The organism is Streptomyces sp. NPDC006872 (genome assembly GCF_040635845.1).
Lineage (GTDB): Bacteria > Actinomycetota > Actinomycetes > Streptomycetales > Streptomycetaceae > Streptomyces.
Genome location: NZ_JBEYIL010000008.1, coordinates 403,242 through 416,655 on the forward strand (window position 1 = coordinate 403,242; position 13,414 = coordinate 416,655).

The 13,414-nt window shown below is 72.2% G+C and carries 7 protein-coding genes; 5 read left to right on the forward strand and 2 right to left on the reverse strand.

Features of this window, described 5'->3' with window-relative positions; genetic code table 11:
* Positions 1–35: 35 nt before the first annotated feature.
* Both ABZ725_RS25380 and ABZ725_RS25385 read left to right on the forward strand, forming a co-directional pair.
* The gene (locus ABZ725_RS25380) at positions 36–2,342 is read left to right on the forward strand and encodes a Tat pathway signal sequence domain protein (RefSeq protein WP_358804971.1); all 2,307 of its coding nucleotides are present in this window, start codon (positions 36–38) and stop codon (positions 2,340–2,342) included.
* Between the two features lie 38 nt (positions 2,343–2,380).
* Positions 2,381–4,282 (forward strand): glycoside hydrolase family 97 catalytic domain-containing protein, encoded by a 1,902-nt coding sequence (locus tag ABZ725_RS25385; RefSeq protein WP_358804865.1) that lies wholly within the window; start codon positions 2,381–2,383, stop codon positions 4,280–4,282.
* A 5-nt stretch (positions 4,283–4,287) separates the two neighbouring features.
* Here the strand turns inward: ABZ725_RS25385 and rutA are convergent, their stop codons facing one another.
* Entirely contained in the window at positions 4,288–5,358 is a 1,071-nt protein-coding gene (rutA, locus tag ABZ725_RS25390) for a pyrimidine utilization protein A (RefSeq protein WP_358804866.1), read from the reverse strand.
* A 158-nt stretch (positions 5,359–5,516) separates the two neighbouring features.
* Between rutA and ABZ725_RS25395 the strand changes: the two genes are divergently transcribed.
* Complete coding sequence (locus ABZ725_RS25395; protein ID WP_358804867.1) at positions 5,517–8,468, forward strand: SpoIIE family protein phosphatase; 2,952 nt, start codon at positions 5,517–5,519, stop codon at positions 8,466–8,468.
* Positions 8,469–8,477: 9 nt separating this feature from the next.
* Positions 8,478–9,713 (forward strand): cytochrome P450, encoded by a 1,236-nt coding sequence (locus ABZ725_RS25400; protein ID WP_358804868.1) that lies wholly within the window; start codon positions 8,478–8,480, stop codon positions 9,711–9,713.
* 21 nt (positions 9,714–9,734) lie between these two features.
* Here ABZ725_RS25400 and ABZ725_RS25405 read toward each other — a convergent pair whose 3' ends face one another.
* Complete coding sequence (locus ABZ725_RS25405) at positions 9,735–12,506, reverse strand: AAA family ATPase (RefSeq protein WP_358804869.1); 2,772 nt, start codon at positions 12,504–12,506, stop codon at positions 9,735–9,737.
* 160 nt (positions 12,507–12,666) lie between these two features.
* On the opposite strand from ABZ725_RS25405, the gene ABZ725_RS25410 reads away from it, so the two are divergent.
* Positions 12,667–13,398: a sigma factor-like helix-turn-helix DNA-binding protein gene (locus tag ABZ725_RS25410; RefSeq protein WP_358804870.1), complete on the forward strand. Its 732-nt coding sequence runs from the start codon at positions 12,667–12,669 to the stop codon at positions 13,396–13,398.
* The last annotated feature ends 16 nt before the right edge of the window (positions 13,399–13,414 follow it).

Below are 13,414 nucleotides of genomic sequence, written 5' to 3' on the forward strand. Positions count from 1 at the left end.
ATGTATCGATGATCCGTCAGATCTGGAGGACGATGATGACCTCGCAGTCGGGGAACCCCTCAGGCCTGCCCCGGAGAGCGGTGATCGGCACTGCTCTCGGCGGCGCGGCGGTCGCCGCGCTGCCCGGCACCGCCGAAGCGGCCGCCGCCACCGGGACCGCGCACGACCGGCGCCCCTGGAAGCTCCGCGACAGCATGACCTCCGACCAGTCCTGGAACAGGTTCCTGCGCGACCAGGACCTCCTGTGGAGCACGCTGCCCACCCGCTGGTACGAGGGTCCGTTCCTCGGCGACGGGCTGCTGGGCAGCATGATCTACCAGGAACCGGGCGTGCATCAGATCCGCTTCACCGTCCAGCACGGCCGGGTCCAGGACCATCGGCCCGAGTTCGGCAGCGGCTGGGGCACCTGTCGGCTGCCGGTCGGACACCTCACCCTCGAACCGGTCGGCGCGGTCACCGCCGTCGACTTGCGGCTGAGCCTGTGGAACGCCGAGCTCACCGGCACCGTCACCACCACCGCCGGCGCCCTCGCCCTCTCCGCGTTCATCCACGACGAAGTGCTGGCCGTCCGTGTGACAGCCGAGGGGGACGAGCGGGTCGTCTGGACGTTCCACCCCGAGGACGCGGTCAGCCCCCGGCAGATCAGCGAGGCCCCGCCCGCCGGGTACACCGCCAACCCGCCCTGGACCACCCGGACCACCGCCGACGGCACCGAGCAGGTGCTGCAGCCCCTGGTCGGCGGCGGACAGACCGCGACCTCCTACCGCCGCACCGGCGACGAACTGCTGCTCAGCGTCGGACACAGCTCGCCCTCCGACACCGCCGCCGAGGCGGACTCGCTGCGCAACCTGCGCCGCGCGGCGTCGTACGGCGCGCTGCGGAGACGGCACATCCGCTGGTGGCACGCGTTCTACCCGAAGAGCTTCGTCTCGTTCCCCGACCAGCGGCTGCAGAGCTTCCACTGGATCCAGCTCTACAAGGTCGCCTCCGCCAGTCGCGCGGACGGTCCCGTCATGGCCACCTGCGGGCCGTGGCTGGAGCCGACGCCGTGGCCCGCGGTGTGGTGGAACCTCAACATCCAGCTGGAGTACTGGCTCATCCACGGCTCCAACCACCTCGAACTCGACGCCCTCGCCACCACCCTGCGCCAGAACCAGGAACAGCTCATCGCCAACGTGCCCGCCGCCTACCGCGCGGACAGTTCGGGGGTGGGCCGCAGCTCCGACATGTTCGCCAACCGGGGCGTCGGCCGGCCCGGCACCGGCGCCGAGACCGGCGACCTCGCCTGGGCGCTGCACAACGTGTGGCTGTCCTACCGGCATTCCATGGACAGGGCCCTGTTGCGCGACACGATCTACCCGGTGCTGCGCCGGACGATCAACTACTACCTGCACTTCCTCACTCCGGGCAGCGACGGCAGGCTGCATCTGCCCAGCACGCTCTCCCCCGAGTACCCGGTCGTGCCGCCGCAGGACACCAACTACGACCTGGCCCTCGTCCGCTGGGGCTGCCAGACGCTCATCGAGTCCGCCGAACTGCTCGGCATCGACGACGAGTTGACCCCGCGCTGGCAGGAGGTGCTGGCCAAGCTCACGCCGTACCCGGTCGACGACAACGGTTTCATGATCGGCGCCGACACCCCGTACGCGCAGTCCCACCGGCACTACTCGCACCTGCTGATGGTGTATCCGCTGTACCTGGTCAACTGGGACCAGCCGGAGAGCCGTGAGCTGATCACGAAGTCCGTCGAGCACTGGCATGCGCTGACCGGCGCCCACCGGGGCTACAGCTACACCGGGGCCGCCTCGCTGTACGCGATGACCGGCGACGGCGACACCGCGATCGCCTACCTGCGGAAGTTCTTCGACACCAGCACCCGCTACCCGTGTCGCCCCAACACGCACTACACCGAGGCCGGTCCGGTCATCGAGACGCCGCTGTCCGCCTCGCAGTCGCTGCACGACATGTTCTGCCAGAGCTGGGGCGGCGTGCTCCGCGTCTTCCCGGCTGTTCCGGCAGCCTGGGCGGACATCACGCTGCACGACTTCCGTACCCAGGGAGCGTTCCTGGTCAGCGCCGTCCGCAAGGCGGGGGCGACCCGGTTCATCCGGATCAGGAGCCTGGCGGGCGAGCCGCTCAAGCTGCGGCACGGGCTCACCGGCCGTGTCACGGCCGTGCTGGACGACGGCACCCCGGCCCGCACCCACGACCTGGGCGACGGCACCCTCGCCATCGACCTGCCCCGGGGCCGCGAGGTGCTCGTCCACCCGGGCTCCCGGCCCGACCTCGTCATCGCGCCGGTCGCCGTCAGCGAACCGGGCCCGGCCTGGGGACTGCCGTAACCGACCATCCGTACGGACGCACAACAGGGAGGGTTTACATGGCTGTTCCGATCAGGACCGCGGTCGGCGCACTCTGCGCCGGGCTGCTGGCCACACTCTTCACGACCGCGCCCGCGAGGGCGGAGCAGGACTCCGGGGCGCACCAGCGCGCATGGACGGTATCCGCGGCGGCACACGCGCCGCGGGCGCAGATATCCCTGGACGACACGACCGGCTCGCTGAGTCTGACGGTGTCCCGTGACGGCCGCACGGTCCTCGAGCCGTCGCCCGTCGGCATCGTCACCGAACAGGCCGACCTGTCCCAGGGGTTGCGCTTCCTGCACCGCAAGGACCGCCGGATCGAGGAGAGTTACCGGGCGAAGTCCGGAAAGCGCCTCGACCGCAAGGTCCGTATGAACGAGACCCGGCTGTCGTTCGCCTCCGCCGCCGGCGCCCGGCTCGACCTCGTCGTCCGCGCCTCCGCCGACGGCGTCGCCTACCGGTACGTCCTGCCCGGCGGGTACGGAGACGTGCTCGGCGAGACCTCCGCCTTCAACCTGCCGCCGGACGCGAGCGCATGGCTCAGCACCTACCGGGTCGACAACGAGGGCCAGTTCGTCCAGTACACCGCCGCGAGCGCCCCCACCGCCGCGTACTCGGAACAGGCGCTCTTCGCCACGCCCGGCGGCTACACCCTGCTCGCCGAGTCCGACCTCACCGGCGCCTACTCCGGTGCCCGGCTCGCCCACACCCAGGGCAGCGGCGGCTACCGGATCCAGCTCGCCGACGAACGGGTCCGCACCGACGGCCGACTCGCCACCCCCTGGCGGGCGATGGTCACCGGCGACCTCGCCACCGTCACCCGGTCCACCTTCACCGACGACCTCGCGCCCGCCTCCGCGATCGCCGATCCCTCCTGGATCCGGCCCGGGACCGTGCTGTGGACCTGGCTGGCCGGCGGCCGCGAGGCCGGGCAGAGCCTCGCCGCGCAGAAGGCCTACGTCGACTACGCCGCCGAACGGAACTGGCCCTACGAGGCCGTCGACGCGGGCTGGTACTTCAGGACCGACGCGTGGGACACCACCGACCCGGACTGGCAGACGAACAGCTGGATGCCGGAACTCGTCGAGTACGCGCGGGCCAAGGGCGTCGGGATCATCGTCTGGATCCACCAGCGCGATCTCGACACGCCCGAGGAGCGCGCCCAGTGGCTGCCCACGCTGGAGCGATGGGGCGTCAAGGGCATCAAGATCGACTTCATGAACTCCGAGGCGCAGTCGATGCTCCAGTGGTACGACGCCATCCTCCCGGAGACCGCCGCCCACCACCTCATGATCGACTTCCATGGCTCCACGATCCCCAAGGGGATCCAGCGCACCTGGCCGCAGGTCATGACCCTGGAGGGGGTCGGCGGCGAGGAGAAGCGCACCAACACCGCCGCCCACCTCACCACCCTGCCGTTCACCCGCAACGTCATCGGGTCCATGGACTTCACCCCCGGCGCCTTCCAGCGCGTCGGCCTGCGCCCCAACTCCGACGCGGCCGAGGTCGGGCTCTCCGTGGCCTACGAGTCGGGCCTGCAGATGTTCGCGGGCACCCCCGGGTCGTACGACGAACGCCCGCTCGCCCGGGCCTACTTCGACCAGGTCCCGGCCGCCTGGGACGACACCCGGCTGCTCGCCGGGCAACCCGGGCAGGAAGCCGTGCTCGCCCGGCGCAGCGGTGACCGCTGGTTCCTGGGCGGGGTGTACGCCGGCGCGGCCCGCACCGCGCAGGTGCCGCTGTCCCTGGCGCCCGGACGATGGCTGGTCGAGACGATCCGGGACGGCGCCGACGGGCTCGTCCAGGACCGTCAGGTGCTGCGCGGCGGCGACACGCTCGGCGTCGACGTCGTCGGCAACGGCGGTTTCGCCGCCCTCGCCTGTCCATGGCGGCCGGGCGTCACCACCTGCTACCGCTGACGCGGTCAGCCGGTCGCCCGGGACCTCATCAGGGGCTGGATCCGTGTGCCGAAGTTCTCGAGTCCTTCGAGGAAGTCGTCGAAGACCAGCATGATCCCCTTGGTCCCGGGCACCCCGGCGATCTCGTCGAGCATCCCCGCGACGGTCTCGTACGAGCCGACGAGCGTGCCCATGTTGAAGTTCACGGCGCCCTCGGGCAGCACGATGGTCCGGGCGGTGGAGGAGTCGTCCGCGGTCGTGTCGGTGGCCGACTCCCCCGCCATGTAGGCCAGCGCCGCGCGGTCGGCGTTGTCGTGGTAGTCCTGCCACTTCGCCCGGGCGGCGGCGTCGGTCTCGTCCGCGATGACCATGAACAGCGACAGCGCCCCGACGTCACGGCCGGTCTCGCGCACCGCGTCCATGAGCGCGGCCGTGGTGTCCGAGAACGCGAGCGGGGTGTTGACGCCGCTGCCCAGGATGAAGTTGTAGTCGGCGTGCTCGGCGGCGAACCTCATCCCGGTGCCGCTCTGCCCGGCGGCGACGATGTCGATGTGCCCGTTCGCCGGCCGCGGGGACAGCACACAGTCGTCCATCTCGTAGAACTCGCCCTTGAAGGTGCTGACGCCCTCGCTCCACAGCTCCTTCAGCACGGTGACGTACTCGACGGCCCGGGCGTAGCGGTTGCCGAAGTGCTCGTCCCCGGGCCACAGGCCCATCTGCGCGTACTCGCCGGGAGCCCAGCCGGTGACGATGTTGACCCCGAACCGTCCGGGGGCGATGGAGTCGACGGTGGTCGCCATGCGCGCGACGATGGCCGGCGGCAGGGCGAGGATCGGGGTGGAGGCGTACAGCTTGATCCGCTCGGTGACCGCGGCCAGGCCCGCCATCAGCGTGAACGACTCGAGGCAGTGGTCCCAGAACTCGGTCTCGCCGCCGAAGCCCTTGAGTTTGATCATCGACAGGGCGAAGTCGAGTCCGTGCTCCTCGGCCTTCTGCACAACGGCCTTGTTCAGCTCGAAGGTCGGCAGGTACTGCGGAGAGCTCTTGGAGATGAGCCAACCGTTGTTGCCGATGGGGATGAAGACGCCGATGTCCATGATCGGAGCGTAGCCCGTGCGGCGGCACGCCACACGGCGCACCCGACGACAACTGCCTTCGGCGTCACGGGTGTTGTCGCACAGGGCGGTTCCGGGGGCCGCAGGTGGAATCTGTGAAACAGGTTTCGGAACCGACCGGGAACGATAGGTTTCCCCCCATGAATGCACGACTCGCTCTGCTCGGCACGGTTGCCCCCGGTGTCACCGAGAGCGAGGTCTTCCGGCTGGCACTCCAGCACGCGGTGAGCGAGCTGGACGCGCTGGGCGGAACCATGCATCTGCGCGGTCCGATGTCCGCCCTGCGCCTGGTGTCCGCCGTCGGTCTGCCGCCCGCCCTCACCCGCCCGTGGGAGATCGTCGACCAGGAGGGACCGCTCGCCCCGGCGCGCGCCCTCCAGCAGGGCAGCGGCGTGTGGGTGCCACGGCGCTCCGACGACCCCGGCGGCGCCGCCGATCCCGGCGGGGCGACGGCGGAGGTGCCCTGGCCCGGCACCGGACTGGCCTCCCTGCCGGTGTTCAGCGGGAAACGCAGCGTCGGCGCACTGACCGTCCTGGCCGGCGAGCGCGGCGAACCCGAACCGGAGCACTGGGACTTCCTGCGGGCCGTCGTCGACTGGACCGAGGACCGGATGGCCCAGGCGCCCCCGCCCTCCGGGCCCGGACAGCCGGAGCCGAGCGCCGAGCACCTGCGCCAGGCCCTCAAGGAGGTCCAGGTCGGCTCATGGGACTGGGACGTCCGCAGCGGCGACCTGATCTGGGACGAGGCGGCGCTGGAGCTGTACGGCACGCTGCCCGCCGACTTCACCGGCAAGATCGAGAACTGGATGCGCATCGTCCACCCCGACGACCTGGCGCCCACGCTCGCGGCGGCCCAGCGCGCGATCCTCGGCCACACCGTCTACGAGGCCGAGTACCGGGTCCGCCGCCTCGACGGCACGTACGGCTGGACGCAGGCCCGTGGCCGGGCGACCTACGACGAGCAGGGCGAACCCCTGCGGATGGTCGGCGTGGGCTGGGAGAGCAACGAGTCCCGCACCGCCCGGGACGCGCTCGGCCGGGCCCTGCGGCACATGAGCGACGGCTTCCTGGCGGTGGACGACGCGTGGCGCATCACCTTCGCCAACCTGGAGGCCGAACGCCTGCTGGGCCTCTCGGAGGAGGAGTTGTTCGGGCGTCTCCTGTGGGACCTGCCCTCCGTGCGGGAGGCGCCCGACCTGGAGCACCGGTGCCGGGAGGCCGCGGCCAGCGAGAAGCCGGCCGGTTTCGATGTGGACATGCCGGACTCCGGGCGGCGGTTCCATCTGCGGCTGGTGCCGGGCCCCGACGGGCGCACCCTGTACTTCACCGACGTCACCGAGAAACGGCGCCTGGCGAAGGAGCGGCGGACCGCCGAGCGGGCGGCGGCCGAGCGCGCGGTCCGGATCGCGGAGCTGACGACAGAGCTCGCCAAGGCGTCGACCTCGAAGGACGTGGTGGCCGCGGTCGCCCGGCGGGTGCTGCCGCCGTTCGCCGCCACCGGGCTCCTGGTGCAGGTCATCGAGGACGAGCGGCTGCACTACGTCGGAGCCGTCGGCTACCAGGACGACTTCCTTGAACGCATCAACTACCGCACCCGGACGCCCGGCGACCCGGCCTGGGACGTCATCGCCTCCGGCACTCCGCTGTTCCTGTCCTCGTCCCAGGAGCTGACCGCACGCGCGCCCCAGCTGACCGGCCTGCCGCAGCGAGCCGGGAAGCAGGCGTGGGCGTTCCTGCCCCTCACGGCGTCCGGCCGCACGTTCGGGGTGTGCGTCGTGGCCTTCGACCGGCCGCGGCTGCTCACCGACGAGGAACGTGCGCTGCTGACCACGATCAGCGCCCTCGTCGCACAGTCCCTGGAGCGGGCCCGGCTCTACGACGCCGAGCACACCCGGTCCCGCGAGCTCCAGAGCAGTCTGCTGCCCCAGGAGCTGCCCGTCCTGCCCGCGTGCACGGCCGCCGCCCGCTACCTCCCGGCCGGGCAGGGCGCGGACGTGGGCGGCGACTGGTACGACATCATCCCGCTCTCCGGCGGGCAGGTCGCGCTCGTCGTCGGCGACGTCATGGGCCATGGTCTGCCGGAGGCGGCCACCATGGGCCGGCTGCGCACCGCCGTGCACACCCTGGCGGACCTCGAGCTGCCCCCCGACGAGATCATGGGGCACCTCAACGACATCGTCGGCGGCATGGGCGAGGCCTCGTACGCCACCTGCCTGTACGCGCTCTACGACTCCACGACCCGGGTCTGCTCGATCGCCCGCGCCGGGCATCCACCGCCCGCGCTGGTCCATCCCGACGGCACGGTGCACTTCCCGAAGACGGACGCCGATCCGCCCCTCGGCGCGGCCGAACCGCCCTTCGAGACGGTCGAGTTGGAGGTGCCCGAGGGCAGTCTGCTCGTGCTCTACACCGACGGTCTGGTCGAGTCTGCGAGGCGGGAGATCGACGAGGGCATGGCGGAGCTGGCCCGGATGCTCAGCACTGCGCACAAGGGCGGCGCCGTCAGCACCGAGGCGGATCTGGAACGCCTCTGCGACACCCTGACGGCCGGTCTGCTGCCCACCGAACAGCAGGCGGCCGACGACGCGGCGTTCCTCGTCGCCCGGCTGCACTCCCTGCCTCTCGACCGGATGGCCTCCTGGTCGCTGCCCGACGAGGCGATAGCGGCCGGCCGGGCCCGCCGTCATGTCCGCGAGCAACTCGCCGTCTGGGACCTGGACGACCTCGCCCCCACGACGGAGCTCCTGGTCAGCGAGCTCGTGGGCAACGTCGTCCGGCACGCCAGGGGCCCGGTGCGGCTGCGGCTGCTGTACGGGGCCGAGTTGATCTGCGAGGTGTTCGACGGCAGTCAGACGATGCCCCGCATCCGGCGCGCCGCGGAGACCGACGAGGGAGGCCGCGGACTCCAGCTGATCACGGCGCTCTCCGAACGGTGGGGCGCGCGCTACACCCCGACGGGAAAGTGCATCTGGACCGAACAGCAGCTCGTCTGCCCCAACGGCGCGGACGGCCCGGACGGCCTGGGCGATCGGTCGCCCGAAGCACTGGAGTCGATGTTCCTCGACGCCGCGGACCTCGACGAAGGTCCCTAGGCTGGGGCCATGTTCACCACAACACCCGGTCAGCCGCCCCTGGTTGGGCACGACGAGCTCATCGCGGACCCGTACCCGGCGTACGCCCGACTCCGCGAGGCGGGGCCTGTCCACCGCATCACCGGAACGGACGGGCTGCCGGCCTGGCTGGTCACCCGATACGACGACGTACGCCGGGCCCTCGCCGATCCCCGGCTCTCGCTCGACAAACGCAACGCCAAGCCCGGCGGCTACCGCGGGCTCGCACTGCCGCCGGCACTGGACGCGAACCTGCTGAACATGGACCCGCCGGACCACACCCGGATCCGGCGCCTGGTGTCCCAGGCGTTCACCCCACGCCGCGTCGCCGCCCTGCGCGCACCCATCAGGGAGACCGCCGACGCACTGCTCGACGCGATCGAACCGCTCGGCCGCGCCGACCTGATCGCCTCGTACGCCGCGCCGCTGCCCATCGCCGTGATCTGCGATCTGCTGGGTGTGCCCTCGCACGACCGGCGGGACTTCCGGTCCTGGACCGACGCGCTGGTCGCCCCCGACCCGGCGGAGCCGTCCCGGACGAAGCAGGCCGTGGGCAGCATGCTGGCGTTCTTCACCCGGCTCATCGCCGACAAGCGCAGCAACCCGGCCGACGACCTGCTGTCCGCCCTGATCGCGGTACGCGACGAGGAGAACGGCGGGGCGGACGGCAGGGCGGACGGCGAGGACCGGCTGAGCGAGGACGAGCTGATGTCCCTCGCCTTCCTCATCCTCTTCGCCGGCTACGAGAACACGGTCCACCTCATCGGAAACGCCACCGTGGCGCTCCTCGGCCACCCCGACCAACTGGCCGCCCTGCGCGCGGACCCCGGCCGGCTGAGGTCCGCCGTCGAGGAGCTGGCCCGCTACGACGGCCCGGCACCGCTCGCCATCCGGCGTTTTCCCACCGAGGACCTCACCATCGGCGGCGTCACCGTCCCCGCGGGCGAAACCGTCCTGCTCGGCCTCGCCGCCGCCCACCGCGACCCCGCCCGCTTCACCGATCCCGACCGGCTCGACCTCGGCCGCGACGCGACCGGCCACCTCGCCCTCGGCCACGGCATCCACTACTGCCTGGGCGCGCCCCTGGCCCGGCTGGAGACCGAGATCGCCCTCGCCGCCCTCCTCGACCGATTCCCCCGGCTGTCCCTCGCCGTCCCCGCCGGCGAACTGCGCCGCCGACCGGCGATGCGCGCCCGCGGCCTGCTGGCGCTCCCGGTCACCTACTGATCGAGCGAGACCGGCGTACGGCTACGCGCACGACGCCCCGCCCTCCTCCCGCAGGGTCCCGATCTCCTTGCGGGAGGCGATGCCGAGTTTCGAGAACACCTTGCGCAGGTGCCACTCGACCGTGTGGGGGCTGATGAACAGCTGGGCGCCGATCTCGGGGTTGGTGAGCCCCTCGCCGGCGAGCCGGGCGATCTGCGCCTCCTGCGGGGTGAGGGCCGCCTGCGTCGCGGCGGTACGAGGTCCGCGGACCTTCGCCCCCGTGGCCTGGAGCTCGCGTCGCGCACGTTCCGCGAAGCCCTCCGCCCCCATGTGGCCGAGCATCTCGTGAGCGGCGCCCAGTTGGGCCCGGGCGTCGGCGCGGCGGTTCTCGCGGCGCAGCCACTCGCCGTAGAGGAGTCGGGCACGGGCGGTGTCCATCCGCACCTGTGTGTCGCCGAGCCGCTCGACCGCCTCACGGTAGAGGGCGTCGGCGGCCTTCCCCTCGCTGACCAGGGCACGGGCGAGGGCCGAGGCGCCCAGGGCCCAGTCGGTGCCGCCGGCCTGTGCCATGTCGCTGATCCTGCGGACCGCCTCGGCGGCGTCCGCCGGTCTGCCGAGCCGTGCCGCGGCCTCGACGAGCTCTGCCGTGGACTGGATCGACAGGCCGAGCTCCTGGGGGTTGTCACAGCCGCGCCGGGCGGCCGCGAAGGCCTCTTCGTAGCGGCCCAGACCGTTGTAGAGCACCGCCGCCGCCCATTGCGTGGCAGTGATCACCTTGCCGTCCCCGCGCAGCAGGAGATCTTGGGTGATGGCGTCGATCGCCTCGCGGGTCGCGGACTCCCGGCCCTTCCACGGCTCGACGACCAGTGCGCTGTAGTGCGCGAAGAAGCTGCTGCCGGTGGCCTCGCCGATCGCGGACGCCTCCGCGACGAGCGAGTCGGCGCCCGCCAGATCGCCGGCGAAGACGCGATTCGACAGACGCAGCAGGAGCGCCGACGGCAGCACGGACAGGGCCCCCGTCTCACGTGCCATGTCGACCAGCCGTGCCGAGAGCACGGACCAGGTGTCGAAGTCCCAGGTGCTGTGGGCCATCCGGCAGACCAGCGGGAGCCAGCCGAGCCCCTCCGCCCGCGAGACGTCGTCGGTGCGGAACTCGTTCAGCGCCCGGAGCACCAGCGGCGCGCCGACGGCGTAGCCCTCCGTGATCATCCTGGCGACGCCGTCCAGGAGGAGATCGTCGCGCGTCGGTTCGACCGGCGTCGGTGCGCTCAGCACGGCCTGGGCCACTTCGAGGACCCCGCCGTTCGGCAGCCGGCCGGCGGTGAGCGCCGCGTAGATCGCGTCCCGGTAGGTCTCCCGGGCGATCCGGGCGTCGAGCGGCCAGAGCCGCTTGGCCGCTTCGAGCATCAGCGGGATGCCCGCGCCGGCGCTCCGGGACGCGGACATGATCCGGCCGCGCAGCAGTTTGGACTGTGCGGCCTCCAGTTCGTCCAGGGCGCTCAGCTCCGCCGCGTCCGCGAGCTCTCGCGCGGCGTCGAACGCGCCGGCCTGGTACTTGGCCTGTGCCGCCGCCAACTGCCTGGTGCCACGCCGTACGGGCTCGGGGGTCAGCTCGGCGGCCCGGTCGAGGAAGGCCGCCGCGGCGGCGACTCCGCCACGCGCCTGTGCCCGGCCGGCCGAGCGCTCCAGCTCGGCCGCCACGCTCTCGTCGGGTCCCGCGGTCGCGCGGGCCAGATGCCAGGCCCGACGATCGGGATCGAGCTCGGCGTCGGTCGCGTCCGCCAGCGCTCGGTGCACCTCGCGACGGTCGTACAGGTCCGCCGCGCGGTAGGCCGCCGAGCGCACCAGCGGGTGCCGGAAGCGCACCCAGGTGCCGAGTGTCATCAACCCGGACGCCTCGGCGTCCACCGCTGCCGCCTCCAGGTCGATCCCCAGCAGTGCGGCCGCCCGCCGCAGCAGCGGCACGTCGCCGATCGGCTCGGCGGCGGCGGTCAGCAGCAGGCGTTGCGTCCCGGCCGGGAGCGACTGGACGCGGCGGAGGAAGCCCTGCTCGATCTGGCCCGCCAACGGTTGCGCGTCGGGGTGCCCGAAGCCGCCGGCCAGCTCCGTCGTGGAGAGCCCGTGCGGCAGCTCCAGCAGGGCCAGCGGGTTGCCGCGCGTCTCGGCGATGATGCGGTCGCGCACCCGCTGGTCGAGGGGGCCGGTGACGACCAGGCCGAGCAGGGTCCGGGAGTCGCTCTCGGTCAGCCCTCTCACCGGCAGCTCGGGGAGACCGGCGAGGATCTCGCCGGCGGTGGGCTCGCGGACGGCGAAGACGAGCAGGATCGATTCCGCAAGCAGCCGACGGGCGGCGAACGCCAAGGTCTGCGCCGACACGTGGTCCAGCCACTGGGCGTCGTCGACGAGGCAGACCAACGGCTGGTCCCCGGCGGCGTCCGCGAGAAGACTCAGCGTGGCCAGGCCCACCAGGAACCGGTCGGGCGCGTTGCCCGCCCGCAGCCCGAAGGCCGTGCGCAGCGCGTCGCGCTGAGGCTCGGGAAGGTGGTCCAGGCCGCCCAGCAGGGGGGCGCAGAGCTGGTGCAGGCCGGCATAGGAGAGCTCCATCTCCGACTGGACGCCGGCGGCACGCACGACGCGGCATCCGGTGGAGCGCTCCAGGAGGTGGTGCAACAGTTCGGTCTTCCCGATCCCGGCCTCACCGCGCAGGACCAGGACCGCGCTGCGTCCGCCCCTGGCGCCTTCCAGGAGTCCGTCCAGGGTCCGGCACTCCTCCTGCCGCCCGAGGAAGCCGACTCGTGGACCACGGCCCGTCATCGCAGCCTCCTCCTCACCGGTACCCGTTCGGCCACGGACCCGCCCACGTACGACCACGGAGCCGACCACGGCCTTCCCGGGGTGCGCGGGGGTGCGCCCGGGCGTCAGGCTGGTTGTCACCAGCCTTCGAGCCACGGACCCCCGAACGAAGGAGCCGGTCGTGGACACGTACATCGCCCCAGCCGGACAAGTTCGCGAGCGGTCCGGCCCCACGGCCGACCCGCTGGTCGGCGACCTGGAAGGGGCGACTTCCGTGTTCGTCCGCGACATACCGGGACTGCTCAAGATCGCAGGCCGGATCGTCGGGAACGCGAACGAGGCCGAGGACGTCGTCCAGGAGGCCTGGCTGCGCTGGCAGGGCACCGACCGAACGGTCGTCCTGAATCCGTCGGCGCTGCTCAGGACGACGACCGCCCGGCTGGCGATCAACGTCGTCCAGTCCGCCTGGAGACGCCGGGAGTCCTGCGCCACTCCTTGGCTCCCGGAACGCACAGACATCCATGAGACCCCAGAAGTGCTGGTAGAGCAGCAGGACGCTGTCGAGGAAGCGGTTCTCCTCCTGATGGAGAGACTCACGCCCAGTCAACGGGCAGCCTACGTTTTGCGGGAGGGATTCGGCTACCCGTACGACCGGATCTCCGAGCTCCTGCGCCTCACCGTCCCCAACTCCAGACAGCTGAACACCCGCGCCCACCAGCGGCTCGCCGCCGATCGCGACCGGCGGCCGGTGGACGCCGCCGCGCATCGGCGTCTCGTTCAGGCGTTCCTCGCGGCTGCCCGGTCCGGGGACACCGCGCAGCTCGAGGACGTCCTCGCGGCGGACGCCGCCCGCGACCGGTGCGGCCCGGCACGACCCGCCGTCCGGACGCCGTGCGGACCGCGTCCCGGGTAGGCCCCGCCGACGGGTC

Excerpts from the sequence above, each read along its gene's own strand:
- ABZ725_RS25385 (WP_358804865.1), top strand. The coding sequence starts at position 2,381 with ATGGCTGTTCCGATCAGGACCGCGGTCGGCGCACTCTGCGCCGGGCTG.
- ABZ725_RS25400 (WP_358804868.1), top strand. The coding sequence starts at position 8,478 with ATGTTCACCACAACACCCGGTCAGCCGCCCCTGGTTGGGCACGACGAG.
- rutA (WP_358804866.1), bottom strand. The coding sequence starts at position 5,358 with ATGGACATCGGCGTCTTCATCCCCATCGGCAACAACGGTTGGCTCATC.
- ABZ725_RS25405 (WP_358804869.1), bottom strand. The coding sequence starts at position 12,506 with ATGACGGGCCGTGGTCCACGAGTCGGCTTCCTCGGGCGGCAGGAGGAG.
- ABZ725_RS25380 (WP_358804971.1), top strand. The coding sequence starts at position 36 with ATGACCTCGCAGTCGGGGAACCCCTCAGGCCTGCCCCGGAGAGCGGTG.
- ABZ725_RS25395 (WP_358804867.1), top strand. The coding sequence starts at position 5,517 with ATGAATGCACGACTCGCTCTGCTCGGCACGGTTGCCCCCGGTGTCACC.